Source organism: Mycolicibacterium lutetiense, assembly GCF_017876775.1.
Taxonomy (GTDB): Bacteria; Actinomycetota; Actinomycetes; order Mycobacteriales; family Mycobacteriaceae; genus Mycobacterium; species Mycobacterium lutetiense.
In genome coordinates this window covers 1,081,183-1,100,778 of sequence record NZ_JAGIOP010000001.1, presented here as the reverse complement: position 1 = coordinate 1,100,778, position 19,596 = coordinate 1,081,183, and the positions used below count along the sequence as shown (strand labels likewise).

The 19,596-nt window shown below is 66.1% G+C and carries 13 protein-coding genes; 5 read left to right on the top strand and 8 right to left on the bottom strand.

The annotated features are described in order from the left end of the window. Positions 1-19: 19 nt before the first annotated feature. From JOF57_RS05330 to prpD, 4 genes are read right to left on the bottom strand one after another with little or no spacing between them, the layout of a single operon-like run. A complete protein-coding gene (locus JOF57_RS05330) occupies positions 20-3,403 on the bottom strand; it encodes a pyruvate carboxylase (RefSeq protein ID WP_209914412.1) in 3,384 nt (1,127 codons plus the stop codon). Continuing rightward, the gene (locus JOF57_RS05325) at positions 3,400-4,536 is read right to left on the bottom strand and encodes a bifunctional 2-methylcitrate synthase/citrate synthase (protein WP_209914409.1); all 1,137 of its coding nucleotides are present in this window, start codon (positions 4,534-4,536) and stop codon (positions 3,400-3,402) included. Before JOF57_RS05325 ends, JOF57_RS05330 begins: the two co-directional genes overlap by 4 nt. Further along, positions 4,533-5,450, bottom strand: coding sequence for a methylisocitrate lyase (gene prpB / locus JOF57_RS05320; RefSeq protein WP_163669311.1), 918 nt, complete (start codon positions 5,448-5,450; stop codon positions 4,533-4,535). Before prpB ends, JOF57_RS05325 begins: the two co-directional genes overlap by 4 nt. Further along, entirely contained in the window at positions 5,447-6,952 is a 1,506-nt protein-coding gene (prpD, locus tag JOF57_RS05315) for a 2-methylcitrate dehydratase PrpD (protein ID WP_209914406.1), read from the bottom strand. The genes prpB and prpD overlap by 4 nt, the downstream gene beginning before the upstream one ends. A gap of 85 nt (positions 6,953-7,037) precedes the next feature. Between prpD and JOF57_RS05310 the strand changes: the two genes are divergently transcribed. The 4 genes from JOF57_RS05310 to JOF57_RS05295 all read left to right on the top strand — a co-directional run bounded on the left by JOF57_RS05310 (position 7,038) and on the right by JOF57_RS05295 (position 11,874). Then, entirely contained in the window at positions 7,038-8,483 is a 1,446-nt protein-coding gene (locus JOF57_RS05310; RefSeq protein ID WP_209914403.1) for a short-chain fatty acyl-CoA regulator family protein, read from the top strand. A gap of 57 nt (positions 8,484-8,540) precedes the next feature. Then, entirely contained in the window at positions 8,541-9,266 is a 726-nt protein-coding gene (locus JOF57_RS05305; RefSeq protein WP_234937722.1) for a zf-HC2 domain-containing protein, read from the top strand. A 102-nt stretch (positions 9,267-9,368) separates the two neighbouring features. Beyond that, positions 9,369-11,324 (top strand): cytochrome c oxidase assembly protein, encoded by a 1,956-nt coding sequence (locus tag JOF57_RS05300; protein WP_407666538.1) that lies wholly within the window; start codon positions 9,369-9,371, stop codon positions 11,322-11,324. Between the two features lie 70 nt (positions 11,325-11,394). Next, a complete protein-coding gene (locus JOF57_RS05295; protein ID WP_163669301.1) occupies positions 11,395-11,874 on the top strand; it encodes a hypothetical protein in 480 nt (159 codons plus the stop codon). On the opposite strand, the gene JOF57_RS05290 is transcribed toward JOF57_RS05295, so the two are convergent. Then, entirely contained in the window at positions 11,844-14,132 is a 2,289-nt protein-coding gene (locus JOF57_RS05290) for a heavy metal translocating P-type ATPase (RefSeq protein ID WP_209914400.1), read from the bottom strand. The genes JOF57_RS05295 and JOF57_RS05290 overlap by 31 nt on opposite strands. A 110-nt stretch (positions 14,133-14,242) precedes the next feature. Here JOF57_RS05290 and sigC point away from each other — a divergent pair, with 110 nt between their 5' ends. After that, positions 14,243-14,809, top strand: coding sequence for an RNA polymerase sigma factor SigC (sigC, locus tag JOF57_RS05285; RefSeq protein WP_163669298.1), 567 nt, complete (start codon positions 14,243-14,245; stop codon positions 14,807-14,809). Between the two features lie 10 nt (positions 14,810-14,819). Here the strand turns inward: sigC and JOF57_RS05280 are convergent, their stop codons facing one another. From JOF57_RS05280 to JOF57_RS05270, 3 genes are read right to left on the bottom strand one after another with little or no spacing between them, the layout of a single operon-like run. Further along, entirely contained in the window at positions 14,820-15,161 is a 342-nt protein-coding gene (locus JOF57_RS05280; protein WP_235682890.1) for a cation transporter, read from the bottom strand. Positions 15,162-15,179: 18 nt separating this feature from the next. Next, a complete protein-coding gene (locus tag JOF57_RS05275) occupies positions 15,180-19,376 on the bottom strand; it encodes an AMP-binding protein (protein WP_209914398.1) in 4,197 nt (1,398 codons plus the stop codon). Beyond that, positions 19,363-19,596, bottom strand: a complete 234-nt coding sequence (locus JOF57_RS05270) for an acyl carrier protein (protein ID WP_234937946.1) — start codon at positions 19,594-19,596, stop codon at positions 19,363-19,365. Before JOF57_RS05270 ends, JOF57_RS05275 begins: the two co-directional genes overlap by 14 nt.

The following is a 19,596-nucleotide window of genomic DNA, read 5'->3' as shown; positions in this document are numbered from 1 at the left end:
GGCTAAAGCGGTCATCGTGTTAAGTGATGACGAGGATCAGATCGCCGCCTTCGACCTGCGCGGTTCTAGCGACTGCGATGCGCTCCACGGTGCCGGTCTTGGGTGCGGTGATCGCCGCCTCCATCTTCATCGCCTCGATGGTGGCGATCGTCGCGCCGGCTGCCACGGTGTCCCCGGCCGCCACACCGACGGTGACCACACCGGCGAACGGTGCCGCGACATGATCCAGGTTGTTGCGATCAGCCTTCTCCGCGGCCGGGACCTCACTGGCGATACTGCGGTCGCGCACGGTGATCGGACGCAACTGACCGTTGAGGATGCACATCACCGTGCGCATCCCACGCTCATCGGCATCCGAGATCGCTTCCAAACCGATCAGCAGCTGGACACCCTTTTCCAACTCGACCCGGTGCTCCTCACCCCGGCGCAGGCCGTAGAAGAACTGGTTCGCGCTCAGCCGCGAGGTGTCACCGTAGGTTTCGCGGTGCGCCTCGAACTCCTTGGTCGGCGCCGGGAACAGCAACCGGTTCAACGCCGCCTGACGCTTGGGTCCCGGCGCGGCCAACAACTCCTCATCCTCAGCAGAGAGCACCTCGATCGGCCTGGCCGGACCTCGGCCTTCTAACGCCCTGGTGCGCAACGGTTCCGGCCATCCACCCGGAGGATCTCCGAGTTCGCCCCGCAGGAACCCGATCACGCTGTCCGGGATGTCATAGCGCGCCGGATCTGCGGCGAACTCATCGGCAGTCACGTCGGCGCCGACCAATGCCAGCGCCAGGTCCCCAACCACCTTGCTCGACGGGGTCACCTTCACCAGCCGGCCCAGCACCCGATCGGCCGCGGCATAGTTGGCCTCGATAGCTTCGAACCGGTCCCCCACCCCGAGCGCGATGGCCTGCTGCCGCAGATTGCTCAATTGCCCACCGGGAATCTCGTGCGTGTAGACACGACCCGTGGGTGCCGGCAACCCGGACTCGAACGGCGCGTACACCTTGCGCAGCGCCTCCCAGTAGGGCTCCAGGTCGCAGACCGCACCCAGCGACAACCCGGTGTCGAACGACGTGTGCGCGGCCGCGGCCACGATCGAGGACAACGCCGGCTGACTCGTCGTGCCCGCCAACGGCGCGGCCGCGCCGTCCACCGCACTGGCTCCGGCCTGCCAGGCCGCCAGATACGTCGCCAACTGCCCACCCGGAGTGTCATGGGTGTGCACATGCACCGGCAGGTCGAAGCGCGACCGCAGGGCACTCACCAACAGATGCGCAGAATGCGGACGCAACAACCCCGCCATGTCCTTGATCGCCAGCACATGCGCACCGGCGTCGACGATCTGTTCGGCCAGCTTCAGGTAGTAATCCAGCGTGTACAGGTTCTCGCTCGGGTCACTGAGATCCCCGGTGTAGGACATCGCCACCTCGGCGATCGCCGTACCGGTCTCGCGCACCGCATCGATCGCCGGACGCATCGATTCGACGTTGTTGAGCGCATCGAAGATCCGGAAGATATCGATGCCGGTTCGGGTCGCCTCGTCGACGAACGCCGACGTCACCAATTCCGGATACGGCGTATACCCCACCGTGTTGCGCCCCCGCAGCAGCATCTGCAGACAGATATTGGGCACGGCTTCCCGCAGGGCGGCCAACCGCTCCCACGGATCCTCCTTCAAGAACCGCAGCGCCACATCGTATGTCGCCCCACCCCAACACTCGATGGACAACAACTGCGGCATCATCCGTGCCACATACGGGGCGACTGCCAGCAGCCCGCTCGAGCGCACCCGGGTGGCCAGCAACGACTGATGCGCATCACGAAACGTCGTGTCGGTCACGGCCACTGAGGGTGAATCCCGCAGCCAGGACGAAAAGTCCTCGGGGCCCAGTTCGATCAGTTTTTGTCGTGAGCCTGGCACCGGTGCGACAGTGAGGTTTAGACGCGGGAGCTTGTCGTGCGGATACACCGCGCAGGGTCGCTGTCCGTGGGGCTTGTTCACCGTCACGTCAGCCAAGTAGTTCAGGATGCGAGTGCCGCGGTCTGCTGGGGTGTGCGCCGTCAACAGCTCCGGGCGTTCATCGATGAACGAGGTGGTGACCCGTCCGGCGGCGAAATCATCGTCATCCAGGACGGCCTGCAGGAAGGGAATGTTCGTCGAGACACCGCGGATGCGGAATTCGGCCACGGCGCGACGGGCCCGGCGCACCGCCAGACCGAAGTCGCGGCCGCGGCAGGTCAGCTTCACCAGCATCGAATCGAAATGCGCCGAAACCTCGGCGCCGACATGGGTTCCGCCGTCCAGACGTACGCCCGAACCGCCGGGCGAGCGATAGCCGGTGATCCGACCCGTATCGGGACGGAAACCATTGGCCGGGTCCTCGGTGGTGATCCGGCACTGCAGGGCCGCGCCGCGAGGTGTGATCTCCTCCTGACGGAGACCCAGTTCCGCCAGTGTCTGGCCACCGGCGATACGCAACTGGCTCGACACCAGGTCGACATCGGTGATCTCCTCGGTCACCGTGTGCTCCACCTGGATGCGCGGGTTCATTTCGATGAACACGTGACGCCCACGCTCGTCGAGCAGGAACTCCACCGTTCCGGCGCACGAATACCCGATCTCACGCGCGAACGCCACTGCATCGGCACAAATCCGGTCCCGCAGAACCGGATCCAAATTCGGGGCCGGTGCCAGCTCGATCACCTTCTGGTGCCGCCGCTGGACGCTGCAATCCCGCTCGTAGAGATGGATCACGTTGCCGTCGGTGTCGGCCAGGATCTGCACCTCGATATGCCGCGGATTGATGACCGCCTGCTCCAGGAACACGGTCGGGTCGCCGAATGCTGATTCGGCCTCGCGGGAGGCGGCTTCGATGGCCTCGGGCAGCGCATCCGGATGAGCGACCCGGCGCATGCCGCGGCCGCCGCCACCGGCCACGGCCTTGACGAACACTGGGAACGCCATATCCCGCGCCGCGGTGACCAACTCAGCTACCGAGGCAGATGGCTCTGAAGACGCCAGTACCGGCAGGCCCGCGGCCCGAGCCGCATCGATCGCCCGCGCCTTGTTGCCGGTCAACTCCAGCACCTGGGCCGAAGGCCCCACAAAGGTGATCCCGGCCTCCGCACACGCGGCGGCCAGCTCCGGATTCTCCGACAGAAACCCATAACCCGGATACACCGCATCAGCACCCGAATGCCGAGCCACCCGAATAATCTCGTCTACCGACAGATACGCCCGCACCGGATGACCGATCTCACCGATCTGATACGACTCGTCCGCTTTCAGGCGGTGCAACGAATTGCGATCCTCATACGGATACACCGCCACCGTCGCAATGCCCATCTCATAAGCAGCGCGGAACGCACGGATCGCGATCTCGCCACGATTGGCGACCAGAACCTTGGAGATCACGAGAGCGCGCGCTGCGGCAGTCCGCTGTAGTCACTGAGCGGACGGATCAGTGCGTTCGACGCGGCCTGCTCCATGATGTGCGCAGTCCAGCCGGTGATCCGGCTCATCACGAAAAGCGGTGTGAAGCTGGGGATGTCGAAGCCCATCAGGTAGTAGGCCGGACCGGTCGGGAAGTCGAGGTTCGGCTTGATCTTGGTGGCCGCGAACATCGCACTCTCCAGCACGTTATAGATGTCCATCCAGCGCTGTCCGTCCCGCGCCTCCGCGACTTCCTGCAGGGCAGCTTTCATCGTGGGTACCCGGGAGTCACCGTTCTTGTAGACCCGATGGCCGAATCCCATCACCTTGTCCTTGCGGGACAGCTTGCCGTGCAGCCATTCCGCAGCACGGTCGGCCGAGCCGATCTCGAGCATGTCGTGCATCACGGCCTCGTTGGCGCCGCCGTGCAGCGAGCCCTTCAAGGCGCCGATCGCGGCCGTGACCGCACTGTAGATATCGGACTGGGTCGAGGTGACCACGCGGGCGGCGAAGGTGGACGCGTTGAAGCTGTGCTCGGCGTAGAGGACCATCGACCGCTCGAAAGCGTTGACGATCACCGGGTCCGGCACCGCACCGAAACACATGTTGAGAAAGTTCTCCGAATACCCCATGTGGCTGTGCGGGGCAATCGGTTCCAGCCCGCGACGCCGGCGCATATCGGCTGCGACGATGGTGGGCAGCACCGCGAACATCCGCAACGACTTGTCGAAGTTGGCCGAGGGGCTGCTGTCGTCCTCTTCCGGATCCTCGGCGCCCAGGTAGCTGATCGCGGTACGCACCACATCCATCGGATGGCAGTTGTCCGGCAGCTTGGCCAGCAGGGACTGCATCGAGCGGTCGATGCGGCGCGAGGCCCGCTCCCGCTGGGTGAACAATGCCAGTTCCTGATCGGTCGGCAGTTCGCCGTGCCACAACAGGTAGGCCACCTGCTCGAAGCCGCAGTGGGCGGCCAGGTCCTGCACCGGGTACCCCCGGTAGGTCAGGGTGTTGGTTTCCGGCACGACCTTGGAGATGGCAGTGGTGTCGACCACCACCCCGGCCAGACCTTTGTAGATCTTCGGTGTGTCGGCGGTGCCGTTGGCAGTAATGGTCACTGCGTCGCCCCTTGCAGCGAGAAGTTGTAGATATCGGAGTCGAACTGGTTGTAATCGGTGTAGCGCAGCAGTTCGTAGAGCCGGCTGCGGTGCTGCATCTGATCCACAAGGCCGGATTGCGTTCCAGCCGATGAAATTTCGCGTAGACCGACCTCGACCGCGTGCATCGCCAGGCGCAGGGTCGTCACCGGGTAGATCACCGCGTTGTAGCCGATTTCGGACAACTGCCCCGCGGTCAGAAGTTCGGACTTGCCGAACTCGGTCATGTTGGCCAGCAGCGGCACGCCGACCGCCTCGCGGAACTGCTCGAAATCGGCTGGGGTGTGCAGCGCCTCGGTAAAGATCAGGTCTGCGCCGGCGTCGGCGTAGGCCTTGGCCCGGTCGATGGCCGCGGGAATCCCCTCGATACCCGCGGCGTCGGTGCGGGCGCAGATGATGAAGTTGGGATCTCTGCGCGCAGCAACGGCAGCCCGCAGACGCTTGACCATCTCGGAGGTCTCCACCACGGCCTTACCGTCGAGATGGCCGCACCGCTTCGGATTCACCTGGTCCTCGAGGTGCAATCCGGCCAAGCCGGCATCTTCGAGCAGCGTCACGGTGCGTGCGGCGCTCATCGGCTCGCCGAATCCGGTGTCGGCGTCGATGAACGTCGGAAGGTCGGTGGCCGAGGCGATCTGGCCGCCGCGGCCCACCACCTCGGTCAGGGTCGTCAACCCGATATCCGGCAAGCCCAGGTCGGCTGACAGGACCGCGCCCGAGACGTACACGCCGTCGAAGCCGATCTCGGCAACGAGCTTGGCCACCAGCGGAGAGAACGCACCGGGAAAGCGCAGGAGCCGACCGGACTCCAACCCGCGGCGGAACTTTCGTCGCTTCTCGGATGCCGGGGTGGCTGAGCCGAGCAACCCGCTCATCGGAAAATCCCGGAGGACACCGTGGGCGCCTTGTCCAGCACCCGCGGGTCGACGCGCACATTGAGTGCACCGAGGCCGCCGGATTTGGTCACCGAAATGTTCTCGACCGCACTCAGGAACCGTTGCTGCTCTTCGGCTTCCACGACACCTTCGGCCAATTCGGCGAACTTGGCGACGTACTGCGCACGTTCGAAGGGCCGGGCACCAAGCGGGTGCGCGTCAGCGATGGCCAGCTCGTCGACGATCGTCTCGCCGCTCTTGAGCGTGATGACTGCCTTGGCACCGAACGCTTTCTCCGCCGGATCATCGGAGTGGTAGCGCCGGGTCCACTCCGGGTCCTCGACGGTGCTGATCTTGCGCCACAGTTCGATGGTGTCGGGCCGGTGGGCGCGCTCGGGAGCATAGGACCGTTCGTGATGCCAGGTGCCGTCCTGCAGTGCGACGGCGAAGATGTACATCACCGAGTGGTCCAGCGTTTCGCGGGACGCGTCGGGATCGAACTTCTGCGGATCATTGGATCCGGTGCCGATCACGACGTGGGTGTGGTGGCTGGTGTGCAGCACGATGGTGGCGATCTGGTCCAGGTCGCCGATCCGCCCACGCATCCGGCGAGCCAGGTCGATCGGGGCCTGGCTCTGGTACTCCGCCGAATGCTCCTTGGTGTAGGTGTCGAGGATGGCCCGCTTGGGTTCACCCGGAGCCGGTAGCGGCACGCGGTAGGTGTGCTCCGGTCCCGAGAGCAGCCACGCGATGACACCGTCCTCGCCCTCCCAGATCGGCGCCGGTGAACCCTCGCCGCGCATCGCGCGGTCGACGGCTTCGATCGCGACCTTGCCTGCCCAGGCCGGTGCGAAGGCTTTCCAGCTGGAGATCAGGCCCTTGCGCGATTGCCGGGTGGCGGTGGTCAGGTGCAGCGCCTGACCGATCGCGGCGTAAATGGTCTCGGGATCCAGCCGCAACATGGTGCCCAACCCGGCAGCCACCGACGGTCCCAGATGGGCGACGTGGTCGATCTTGTGCTCGTGCAGGCAGATTCCCTTGACCAGGTCGACCTGTACCTCGTAGGCCGTGGCGATGCCGCGGATCAGGTCGGAACCCCCCACGCCGAGCTGTTGTGCCACCGCGACGAGCGCAGGGATGTTGTCGCCCGGATGCGAGTATTCGGCGGCCAGGAAGGTGTCGTGAAAATCCAGCTCCCGAACTGCGACGCCGTTGGCCCAGGCCGCCCACTCGGGCGAAACCGTGCCGTCGACGCCGAACACTCCTGCGCCCCGCGGTGTCTTGTGCGCCAGTGCCTGCGCGCGGGCGACCGTCACCGGCCGGCGAATCACCGACGCGGCCGAGACGGCGGCGTTGTCGATGATGCGGTTGATCACCATCGCCTCGGTCTCGGGCAGTACGCCCACCGGGTCGACGGCGATCTCGGCGATCTTCCAAGCCAGGTGTTCACTACGCGGGAAGGCCTCGGCGCTGCGCCGTGTTTTGACGTCATGTTCAAGCATGTTCCGCACGGTACGCAGGTCGATTTACCAGCGGAAGTACCTGTAAATGCGTATTTTTGTGTCCTGTGTCCAGACATTTTTGCAAATGTTGTGGAAGCCGATCGGCGTAGTGTCGCCGACGGTGACGAAAACATTCGCCGGCGCCCGTCTGCGACGGCTACGCGATGAGAAAGGCCTCACGCAGGTCGCGCTGGCGCGCGCGTTGGGCCTGTCGACCAGCTACGTCAACCAACTCGAGAACGACCAGCGACCGATCACGGTCCCGGTGCTGCTGGCTCTGGCCGATCGCTTCGACCTGCCGACGCAGTACTTCACCCCCGATGCCGACGCCCGGCTGGTGTCGGACCTGCGCGAGATTCTGGTCGACAGCCCCGCCACCGCCGCGCAGATCGAGGAGCTCGTCGCCCGCATGCCCGAGGTGGGCCAAACCATGGTGACCATGCACCGCCGGTTGCACGATGCCACCGCCGAGCTGGAGGCGGTTCACGGGCGGGCCAACCTGGACGCGCAGACCGGTACGCAACAGCCGATGCCTTTCGAAGAAGTGCGCGATTTCTTCTATGACCGCCGCAACTACATCGACGCACTCGACCGGGCCGCCGAGGATCTGTTCACCCGCCATCACCTCCAGATCGGAGGTCTCGACCGACAATTGGCCGACTTGCTGTCAGACGAGTTCGGCATCTCGGTGATCGTGGATGACGGCGATGTGCTGGGTTCCAGCGTGAAGCGGCGATACCAGCCCGAGGTCGGCACGCTCCATGTGGCGCGGTGGCTGTTGCCCGGCCAGCGCGCATTCCAGCTCGCTACCCAGATCGCACTGTTGCTGCATTCCGGGCTGATCAATTCCATCGTCGCCACGGATGACCAATTGAGCACAGAGGCAAGGGATGTCGCCCGAATCGGGCTGGCCAACTACTTCGCCGGCGCGTTACTGCTCCCCTACCGGATGTTCCTGGCCGCCGCCGAGGACCTACGCTACGACATCGACCAGCTGGCCCGACGTTTCGAGATGGGATTCGAAACGATCTGCCATCGGCTGTCGACACTGCAGCGGCCCGATGCGCGCGGCGTACCGTTCATCTTCGTCCGCACCGACAGCGCGGGAAACATCTCGAAGCGTCAGTCCGCCACAGCCTTTCACTTCTCAAGGGTGGGCGGGAACTGTCCGCTATGGGTGGTGCACCAGGCGTTCTCCCGTCCCGGGGAGTTCTCGACCCAGGTCGCTCAGATGCCGGACGGCCGGAGCTATTTCTGGATCGCGAGGACCTCGGGATCGGCACCGAGCAGGTACCTGGGGACGCCCAAGAATTTCGCCATCGGGTTGGGATGCGACCTCGCCCACGCGGACAATCTCGTCTACTCGGCGGGTATCGACCTCAGCGACCCTGAGGCTACCGTCCCCATCGGGGCGGGCTGCCGGATCTGTGACCGGCCGGCGTGCCCGCAACGGGCTTTCCCCTATGTGGGCAGACCGGTCCATGTCGACCCGCAGACCAGCAGCAATCTCCCCTACTCGCCGACGGTGTGACCAGCGTTGTCGATGTTCGGGCCGCCGAGCCGAGCAGGTGTGCAATCCCCGAGGTGAATGCGGGACAATGAGCCGGTGGACTGCGTGGTGGCACGAGAGGCGCTTTCGGCGCGCCTTGACGGGGAGCGTGAGCCGGTCCCCTCTGCCCGCGTCGACGAGCATGTGCGTGACTGTCAGGAGTGCGCCACCTGGTATGACCGGGCCGAAGTTCAGGCCCGGCAGTTACGCGACCTGGCCAACACCGGGCTGATCGGCACCGTGAGCGGACGCCCGCACGGCGGGACAGGTGCCGTGAGCGGGCTGCGGCAACGGCTGAGCCCCCACCTGCTGACCATCGCAATCCTTGTCATCGGGGTAGCCCAGGTGGGTTTGGCGATCGCGCAGGCCGCAGGCATCAGTTTCGGGATGGTTGCCGCGCACCACGGCTCGGCCAGCGGGGCTCACCTGCTGAATGAGTCCACGGCCTGGTCGGCGGCGCTGGGAATCGCGACGATTGCGATGGCGGTCCGCCGGCGAATCGCACCCGGTCTCGCCTGTGTGCTGGTGACCTACTGCGGATTCCTCTCCTATTACGTGGTGTCGGATGCACTGGCGGGGCAGGTCACCCCGGTCCGGGTCCTGAGCCACGTTCCGGTGGCGTTGGCCGCGGTCGTTGCATTGTGGGCGGCGCGCACCGAGCGCCCACATGACCCGTCGCCCAAGGCGCACGGCGAGGATGACGAATCGGGCCCGGTCGCGCCGACCCGGCGGCATCTCCGCGCCGCAGATGACCCCGCCGCCTGATCCGGTGCCGAGGTTCCCGGCCCGACACCACTACGACGCGTTGTCGTAGAATCGCGGTGCCGCGACGTTGGTTTATTTCCGCGGCGGAAGGCCGGTCCGACTATGGCGCGTATGCGTATGCCCGTTGCCGCCAGTGTGCGGCGGGCACGCCTGATGTTGATTGCCACCGTCGCAGGGTGCACTGCGGTGCTGTTCCTGTGTGCATTGCAGTTGGGCGCGCAGCGGCTGGCGGCAGCGGGGATCGCTGACCCGGGAACAGTCACCAGCGCAGCTAGGTTGCTCGGGCACTGGGCCGCCACCCTGGCCGGTGCGGTGTGCGCCGGAGCACTGGTCTGGATTGTGATGACTGCGACACCGCGCGACGACGGGCGAATCGACGCGGCATCGTTTCCGGCGCATCTACTCGTCGAACGTGTCGCCGCGATCTGGGCCTGCTGCGCCACCGCGATGATCGTCGTCTCGGCGTCCGCCGACGCGGGAATTTCCGTCGGCCAGCTCATCTCCGGTCCCGGCCTCGGCAGCGCCATCGCGGCCTCAGAGGTCGCCCGCGGGTGGTGCGTGGCGGCGATGTGCGCACTGGTGCTGGCCGTCGGCGTGCGTTTCACTCTCCGCTGGATCGGACATTGTCTGGCCCTGCTGCCGGCATTGATCGGAGTGGTGGCAGTACCGGTGACGGGCAATGCCGGGCAGGGCCCGGACCATGACATCGCCACGAGCGCGGTGCTCGTCTTCTCCGTGACGGTCGCGGTATGGGCCGGAACGAAGATCGTCTCCACTGGATTGCCGGGCGTCGTGGTTCGACGCCGGGTCCAGGTGCTGCAGTTGGCCTGCGGAGCGGTCACCCTCGTCTACGGCGCCGTTCTGGCCACGCTGATGTTGGGCGGGTTGCCGATCCTGGGTTCGGCCTACGGGCGGGCCGTGGTGGTCGCCGGGGCGCTGCTGGCGCTGGTGTGGGTCGGCGACGGCGCACTTCTGCTGACCCGCCGCACCCCGTCACGGCTTGTGGACACCGTGTCTGCGGCCGCGATGATCGTCGTCACCGCCGCGGTGGCGCTCGCCGCGAGCAGTGTGCCGCCACGATTCACCGTCCACGAGTTCTCAACGTGGGACATCTTTTTGGGCTATCAGCTCGATGCACCCCCGAATGTGGTCAACCTGATGACGGTGTGGCGGTTCGACCCGCTGATCGGGACGGCAGCCATCGTGCTCGCACTCGGCTATCTCCTCGCCGCAATTCTGCTGCGGCGACGCGGCGACCACTGGCCGGTGGGTCGCACGATCGCCTGGTCCCTGGGTTGCGCAGCGCTGTTGATCACCACGAGTTCCGGAGTGCGTGCCTACGGATCGGCGATGTTCAGCGTCCACATGGGTGAGCACATGGCGCTGAACATGTTCGTCCCGGTGCTCCTGGTACTGGGCGCACCGGTCACTCTCGCGTTGCGGGTACTGCCCGCCGCACCGAAAGGTGAGGCGCCCGGGCCCCGCGAATGGCTGGTGTGGTTCGTGCACGCCCCGGTGACGCGATTCCTGTCGCACCCGGTGACGGCGTTCCTCCTGTTCGTCGGGTCCTTGTACCTCGTCTACTTCACCCCCTTGTTCGACACCCTGATCCGGTATCACTGGGGCCACGAGTTCATGAGCGTGCATTTCCTGCTGACCGGCTACCTGTATTACTGGGGCATCATCGGCATCGACCCCGGCCCGCGGCGACTCCCCTTCCTGGGGCGGCTCGGGCTCCTGTTCGCCGTCATGCCGTTCCATGCCTTCTTCGGCATCGCCACCATGACGATGACGTCACCCCTGGGCGAGACCTTCTACCGGTCCGTCAATCTGCCCTGGTTGCAGAGCATTTCGGATGACCAACACCTGGGCGGCGCCATCGCGTGGGGTTCGAGCGAGCTGCCGGTGATCATCGTGGTGGTTGCCCTGGTGGCCCAATGGGCGCGCCAGGACCGCCGAACCGGAGCGCGGGAGGACCGCCACAGTGATCGCGGCTACGACGACGAACTCGACGCCTACAACGCGATGCTCAGCGAGCTCACCCGCAACCGCCGGTGAGGCGCGTCCGGCGAGATTACGCTCAAATTGAGGTCAGGCGGTCAAATACATTGATGAGCGAGGTATCTCGATGACTTCGAGACAGAACACCGCCACGGTCGAGACCGAACTGCGGGCGATCGAGCGCCGGGTATTCGAAGAGGTCTGGATCAGCGGCACGCGCTCCCGCGCCCTGGCCGCGCTTGCCGCCGCCTTGGCGGTGCTGGCCCTGACGCTGCGAGCGACCGGCGCGGCACCTGCCAGTGGTAGCGGCAACGGCCAGTGGATATCGCTGGTGGCCTTTTCGCTCTTCGCTTTCGCGGCATCGGCATCGGTATTCGCTCTGCTGCGTCGCCGATTTCGATGGTGCTGTATGGCGACGTGTGCGTCAGCACTCGCCACCGTGGTCGGCGCCGGGGCGTTCTGGTGGCATCACACCGCACATACCGCTTCCTGGATTCCGGCGGCACTGGGCACACTCACCGTTGCGGCACTGACCGTCGGCTGGCTGGGTGTGTGCCTGGCCCCGTTGGCCTCATCTCAGCCGGATATGCGCGCCGCCGGCAACTGAGCATCCTTGAACGTATTCGGTTGCACCGTACCGAAATTGCGTAACCGCAGGCTGTTCGAGACCACCAGGAAAGACGACACCGCCATCGCCGCACCGGCGATCAACGGGTTCAGCAGCCCCGCGGCGGCGATCGGGATGGCCGCGATGTTGTACCCGAAGGCCCAGATCATGTTGACCCTGATGGTCCGCATCGTGGCCCGGGCCAGGCCCAACGCCTGCGGCACCGAATCGAGGTTGTCGCGCACGAGAATGATGTCGGCCGCGCCGATGGCCACGTCGGTTCCCCGCCCGATGGCCAGGCCCAGGTCAGCACAGGCCAACGCGGGGCCGTCGTTGATCCCGTCGCCGACCATCGCCACCACCCGGCCCTGGTCGCGCAACTTCTCGATCACGCCGACCTTGTCCTCGGGCAACACCTCGGCGACCACATCGTCGATACCCACCGCTGCGCCGATCGCAGCGGCGGTCGCGGCATTGTCGCCCGTCAGCAGCATGGTTTTCATGCCCTCGGCGTGGAGTTGGGCGATGGCACCGGCGGCCGAGTCCTTGACGGCGTCGGCGACGCAGACGGCACCGCAGACAGTGTCGCCGGAGGCGACGAATACGACTGTCTGGCCTTGCGACTCGCCCACCCGGCGGGCGGCCGCGAGGTTGGCAGGCACCACCCGGTCCCGGGTGACCCAGGCCGGACGCCCGACGACGATGGCCACGCCGTCCACGGAACCGGCCACACCGTGGCCGGCGAACGCGTGGAAGTCCTCCACCGCGGCGACGTCACGTTCCGCGCACGCGGTGACGATCGCATGGGCCACCGGATGCTCGGACGCCGACTCAACCGCTGCCGCAAGTGCGAGGACCTCGTCCTCGCTCCATCCCTGCGCCGCGACAACCGTGATGACCTGGGGCTGCCCGGTGGTCAGGGTGCCGGTCTTGTCGAACACAACCGTGTCGACGGCGCGAATCGCCTCCAAGGCGCGGTGCCCTTTGAGGAAGATCCCCAGCTGAGCGCCGCGGCCCGATGCGACCATCATCGCGGTCGGGGTCGCGAGCCCCAGCGCGCAAGGGCAGGCGATCACCAGGACGGCCAGGGCGGCCGATACCGCTCGGTTGACGTCGCCATCGACCAGCAGCCAACCCATGGCGGTGACCGCCGCGATCACGAGCACACACGGCACGAACACCGCGGCGATACGGTCGGCCAGTCTCTGCGCATCGGCCTTCTGCGCCTGCGCCTGCTCCACCAGACGGACCATCCCGGCGAACCGGGTGTCGGGTCCAACCGCGGCAGCCTCGACGATCAGCCGGCCGTCGAGCACCACGGTGCCACCCACGACGCTCGAACCTTCCTGAGTCTGTACCGGTTTCGACTCCCCGGTCATCGCGCTGACATCGACGGCCGCCGCCCCGGACACCACAAGGCCGTCGGCGGCGATGGCTTCACCGGGACGCACGACGAAACGCTGGCCCTCTTTGAGTTCGTCGGCGGGCAGCACGAGCTCTCCGCCGTCGGCAAGCAACACCGTCACCGACTTGGCGCCGAGCGCCGCAAGCGCCCGCAGCGCTCCCCCGGCCCGCGAACGGGCCCGGGCCTCGAAGTAACGGCCCGCGAGTACGAAAACTGTTACGCCCGCCGCAACCTCGAGGTAGATCGCGTCGCTGCCGAGTAACGCCTGCCACACACCCGCAGCGTGGTAGGTCTGGTGGTCGAAGAAGATCGTGTACATCGACCACACGGTGGCCGCGGTGACACCGATGGAGATCAACGTCTCCATGGTGGAGGTTCCGTGCCGGGCATTGCGCAGCGCGCTGCGGTGGAACGGCCAAGCGGCCCACGTCACGATCGGTGCAGCCAACGCGGTGAGCACCCACTGCCACCCGGTGAACCGGGTGTCAGGCACCACAGCAAACATCACCGACAGATCGGCGAGGGGGATGAACAACACAGCGGCCACGGCGAGGCGTCGGAGCAGGCTGCGGGCGTGGTCAGCATCGGGGTCGACGTCCATCGTGGAGCGCTCGACCCGCGGGGCGGCCTGATAGCCGGCCCGTTCGATGACCGCACACAGTTGCTCGACGCCGATGTCCGCGGTGGCCTCGACAGTGGCGACGCGAGTGGCGAAGTTCACTGACGCGCGCACGCCGTCGACCTTGTTGAGTTTGTTTTCCACGCGTGCAGCGCAGGCCCCACACGACATTCCTGTGACGTCCAGCGCAATGCGCTGGGCCACCTCGTTGTCGGGGACAGTTGCTGTTGTCACCACCACTCCCAATTGCTCACTCACCACATCGGTGGCCTACGTCAGCGACATACGTCACCAGATATCTAGTCGGTCCGGCCCGATGCCGAGTTCCCGGCCCTCATCGAATAATGTCGACGGTTGTGACTACCGAACGCGACCAGGACCAGGTTACGCGGCTGGCCTTCGCCGCCGGCCGCGGAGATTCTGCGGCGCTCGAGCAGTTCATCCGGGCCACCCAGACCGATGTCTGGCGAACCGTCGCGTACCTCGGCGACTCCGGGTCGGCCGACGACCTGACGCAAGAGACGTTCCTTCGCGCCATCACCGCACTGCCCCGGTTCAGTGGCCGGTCATCGGCCCGAACCTGGCTGCTGTCGATCGCTCGGCGCGTGGTCGTCGACCAGATTCGGCACAAGCAGAGCCGACCGCGCACCCACCACGGGGTAGATGTCGAACAGGTCCTCGAGAGTTACCGCCCGGTCGGCGGGTTCGAGAAGATGGTCGAGATCCGCCTCCTGTTGGACGGACTGGACCCCGACCGTCGGCATGCTCTCCTACTGACGCAGGTCCTCGGCCTGTCCTATGCGGAAGCCGCGGAGGTGTGTGGCTGCCCCGTCGGCACGATTCGTTCACGCGTGGCACGGGCCCGCGAGGACCTGATCGCGGCGGCCGAACGGGACGATCTGACCGGCTAGGTCAGTCGACTCAGCCGCCCATGTGCCCGACGGTCACCCAGCGGATGGCCCTCGCCACCAAGGAGCGTTTCTGCGGCGCGCCGTCGGCTACCGATTCCGCGTTGTCGTCGACGGCGGTGCGCTCTTCGGCGTGGTAGCCGGCCTGTTCAACGGCATCGCAGAGGTCGGCGACACTGATGTCGGGGCGGGCATCGATGGTCGCGATCTTCGTCGAGATGGCCACCGAAGCGTGTACTCCGTCGATCTTGTTGAGTGTGTTCTCGACCCGGCGCGAGCATGCACCGCAGGACATTCCGGTCACGTCGAGTCGGATCTGCCGGGTACCTGATGTCTCGGTACGGTGTGCGGTCACGTCTGTCACTGTCATCCCTCACTGTCTAACGGAGTCTGGTTGATAGGTCGTTGGGCACGGGTGTTGAGTTCCCGAACATCCGTGGGCGAGCAGGGCCCGCACCGGCGGCGGTGTCGCCACGAGCTCGCCGATAGATCGGATCCCGAGCGGGACGGCCGGGTACGCGGCCAGGTAATCCGCGTACGAGCGTCCACCGAGCTGTGAGCCCAGGCCGATCCACGCGTCGATCACCGACCAGCGCCGCGGATTGGCTTTCGCCCAATCACTTTCGTCCAGCCGGCGCTTCCATTCGTGACTGTCGACCGCTGCGGAGGCAACCGTGCCCAGCAATTCCCGGTACGCGAGCGCCTGCCCGCGCAGCACGTCGATCCCCGATCCGAGCTCCTCCGGTCCACCGAACTCCGGCAACCTGCGAAGAATGCTCTCCGCCGCAGCGCGGCCGGTCGTCACCTGCTCGATCAACTCGACGGCCGGATAGGCCTGTAGGGCATGGCAGGCATCGGCAACGGACACCAGGATGTCGGTGGACCCGCGCACCTGTTCAGGTGTCCCCAGGATCCGGGGCAAACGCACGATGGTGAAGTCGAGGTCTCGGCCGGCCCCGGCCACTGCCAGTTCCGCGAGTGCCTTGGCGGCTGCGTACGGGTACGGAGCGTGACGCGGGTCGACCACCTGTGGCGCGTCGACGTCCGCATTGACGACGTACGTCGACAGATGCACCAGTCGGGCACCCGAAGACACGCACGACTCGGCCATGCTCGCCACCAATTCCACGTTGGCCGAGCGGAGTTCGCGGTACGGAACGACGACGTTGGTGTTCCCGATGCAGTTGACGAGGGTCCCGGTGCCGGTCTCGCGGATCAGGGCCTCCACGTCGCCCGGACCGAAACCGGGGACGAGACGTTCGATCCGCACGCCCGGGGTATCGCGAAGCTCGGTCCAGACCCGATTGTTCGGCGGGGCTGTCCTCATGGCCAGCACGATGTCGGGACGGGGTGCGCCTGATCGTGTCCGCTCCAGAATCGCTTCGGCGAATCCGGTGCCGAGAATTCCAGACGCACCCACCACCACGACGGGCTCTGTGCCACCGGCTGAGGTTCGCCGTGGGTTCGACACCGCAGGGGCGCGCCACGTCGACAGTCTGGTGAAGTCGCGTTCGATCTCGACCGCGGTGTCGGCGTCCATCCAGCTGTCTGTGATCGACATGTCGTCCACCAGGTTCGCCGCGGTATCGGCACTGATCAGGTCGAGAATCGAAACCTGTCGACCGAGATGCCTGCGCGTATCGGGCAGGATCCGCACGAGGTCCAGCGACCCGATGCCCTCGCACAAGAGCGACGCGTGCGGCGTGATCGGCCTGTCGAGGCGGGTGCTCCACAGGGCGGCGAGACCCGCCGCCAACTCTCCGGTTCCGTCGACGCGGGCTCCTGGTCCGGAAGCGGCAGGTGTCGGCAGCCGTGCCGTGTCGATCTTCCCGCCGGGCTTCCGCGGAATAGTTGCGACGCTGTACACGGAGAACGACGGCACCCGAGAATCCACCAGGACGCTCCTGATACGTGCTGCCACAGCGAGGTCTTGGTCCTCGTCACGTGTCCGCTGGGCCGCGAACCAGACCCCCAGCCCACCGTTGTGACGTTCAACGGCGACATCGACCACCGTCGGGTCGGCCGCGATGCGTCGGGTGATCTCGGCGGTGTCGACCCGCTTGCCCGAGATCTTGACGAGCGCGTCCTTACGGCCCGCGAAGATCGGGTATCCGTCGCCGTCGATCGTTACCCGGTCGGCGGTCGCAAACGCGCGCAGGCGCCGGCCGTCGGGAGTGGTGACCACGCCGAAACTGGCGCTGTCCACACCGAGATAGCCGTCGGCCACCATCTGCCCCACCACCACGACTTCACCGAACGCAATCACCACCGCATTCGCCGTGAGTGGTCGCCCCAGTCGCGGGCGCGCGTGGGGTTCCAGCACCTGGCCGCGATCGATGATCGGCAGGTAGGTCACCACGACCGTGGCTTCTGTCGGACCGTAGCTCGACACCAGTGAGATGTTCTCGGCGCCGGCGGTATTGATCCACTTGTCGACGGCAGTGGAGCGGATTGGTTCTCCGCCGATCACGATCTGACGCAGCCCCGAGTTGCCGACAAGCGACATCGCGTCGACGTCGTCACACCACAGCTGCCACACCGAGGTGGGCAGATCGACGATGGTCGCCCCCGCGGCGGCCAGATCGCTGATGAGTGCCTGCAGATCACCGGCTTTCAGGGCAGCCGAACGGACGATGGCCGCTCCACCGAGAGCGGCACCGAAGATTTCTTCGACGCTGATATCGGAGGTGAGCGGGGCACATTGGAGGACGGTGTCGTCCGGCCCCCAGCCGTACGCCCGGGCCGCTCCGGAGCAGAACGCCGCCAGCGAACCATGATTGACCTGAACGAGTTTGGGTTCCCCGGTCGAGCCGGACGTGGGCATGACGTAGGCGGTCCTGGTGGCCAGGTGCGGGTCCGTGGCCGCCTCGTCGATGCGGGCCGTCACCTGACGGCGGCGTTCCTCGTCGAGACGTTGCGGGACGGGGGCCGAGGCGACATCCACGATGTGCGCTGAGATGCCGTGGCCGTACTCGCTGATTCGTTCGGCCCGCACTCCCAGCTGATCCTTGCTGTCGCAGACGCTGTAGCCGCACCCGGCCAGGTGACATGCGAGCAGGAGGTCGATGGTCGTTTCGGTGCCGTCGTCGGTGAAAACCAGTACGTCACCTGGCTCGGCGTGGATCTGGAGCAACCAGGAGATCCAGCAGTCGATGTCGAGACGACGCTGACGCCATTCGCCGATGATCGCCGGGCGATCCAGGAACCACGCAGGTGGCAGCGGATCGCCTCGGTCATCTGCCGGTGCAACCGTCCCGTCATCGGCAATCCCGCACCACTCATCGACGGTCATCGCCAGGGGCAGATCCCACATCGTCGCCATGGACCTCAGCGCGGTCGAGATCCGTTCCGCCACACCGACTGTCTGGCGTAGCTGATCGGATCGGTTCCACACGTTGAGGGTGAGTGTGTGTCGCCGCTCGTCGAGGACCGATGCCACGGTCATGCCCTCGACGGGTCCGATATGCATCGTCACCGGTGCGGCGGCCAAGAAGGTCGACAGCTCGGGTGCGCAGGGCTCACGCAGAAAATTGAGGGTCAACGTTTCCACCGAGGTGGTCCGATTGATCGCCAGATACATTCGGCGGTAGTGCTCTTCGCGCAGCCAGCGGCGCCGCACGGCCTTGACGTAGCCCCGATCCAACGTGCGCACCACGTCGGCCACCGACGCAAATGCCGGGAACCGAACGGGTTGCGCCACCGAGTTGACCAGGCACGTCGCGGCATCGAGGTCAGGGTCCCCGAAGCGGTTGTCCACCGCGTGCACCAGGAGGCTGTCGGTGGTGTGACGAATGCTCGCGTCCACTGCCGTCGCCGCCGCCGCGACGAGCACATTGAGCGGCACGTTCTCCCGGTCAGCCACGTTGAGAATCTCGCGGTAGGCCTCGCCGGAGATCACCGCGGATTCGGCAAGAATCCCCTTGGCGGCCATGACCGGTTGTTCGGCACCAGGATGTCCATGACTGCCCTCGGCAAGCTCGCGTTGCACAGCGGTGGTGAGCCGCTCACGCGATTCGTCGATCCGAATCGCCTCGCGGCGGTGTGCGGTGGCGACACCGGTCAAACCTTCACGGACACCAGCGATATCAGTCTGGCTGCCGCCCGCGAGGAAGCGCCCCAGGTGGGCTTCGATGATCCCGATGGCACCCCCGTCGAGCAGAAGATGGTGCGCATCGGCGTCGAGACGACGCACCAGGCCATCACCGTCGAGTTGGACGCTGTAGCGCGCCAGCGGCTTCGCGAGAATGCCGGATCCCCACTCGCTCGCCAGCACCGTGCTGTCGTCATCGCGGTATACGTGCACGAGGTCATCGACGTCCAGTCGGGGCACGAGGTCCGGGTATCCGCCGGCATCCGCGGACGCCGCCAGAACACACAACTGAACGGGGTTGGCCAGGATGGCCTTGCGCAGAGCGGTCAGGAATTCCGCCGGTGGTGTCGGTTCGAAGCGGTAGCGCCTCCCGATCAGATACAGGTGGGGATCATGGTCCCGCAACACACCGTTGTAGATGTTCTGCTGTGATCGGCTCAGCGGAATACGTTGCGCAGGTGGATCTTCAGACGGGAGCATCCAACTTCTCCAACTCCTGGACCCAGCCGGCGATCGACAGGTTGTCCGCCAGGCGCCGCGGGACATCCGATTCCCGGTCGATACCGAGTTGCTTCATCAGCAGCACGAATCGAACCGAGTCCAGCCCGAGATCTCGCAGATCGGTCGCATCGCCGTCGACGAGATCTGATTCATCGACATACAGCACTTCCGAGAGTGCAGCGAGGACCCGGCCCCTCAG

Coding starts and splice junctions, on each gene's coding strand:
- sigC (WP_163669298.1), top strand. CDS start 14,243: ATGTCGACGGTTGTGACTACCGAACGCGACCAGGACCAGGTTACGCGG.
- JOF57_RS05275 (WP_209914398.1), bottom strand. CDS start 19,376: ATGCTCCCGTCTGAAGATCCACCTGCGCAACGTATTCCGCTGAGCCGA.
- JOF57_RS05295 (WP_163669301.1), top strand. CDS start 11,395: ATGACTTCGAGACAGAACACCGCCACGGTCGAGACCGAACTGCGGGCG.
- prpD (WP_209914406.1), bottom strand. CDS start 6,952: ATGCTTGAACATGACGTCAAAACACGGCGCAGCGCCGAGGCCTTCCCG.
- JOF57_RS05305 (WP_234937722.1), top strand. CDS start 8,541: ATGCGGGACAATGAGCCGGTGGACTGCGTGGTGGCACGAGAGGCGCTT.
- prpB (WP_163669311.1), bottom strand. CDS start 5,450: ATGAGCGGGTTGCTCGGCTCAGCCACCCCGGCATCCGAGAAGCGACGA.
- JOF57_RS05310 (WP_209914403.1), top strand. CDS start 7,038: ATGTTGTGGAAGCCGATCGGCGTAGTGTCGCCGACGGTGACGAAAACA.
- JOF57_RS05300 (WP_407666538.1), top strand. CDS start 9,369: ATGGCGCGTATGCGTATGCCCGTTGCCGCCAGTGTGCGGCGGGCACGC.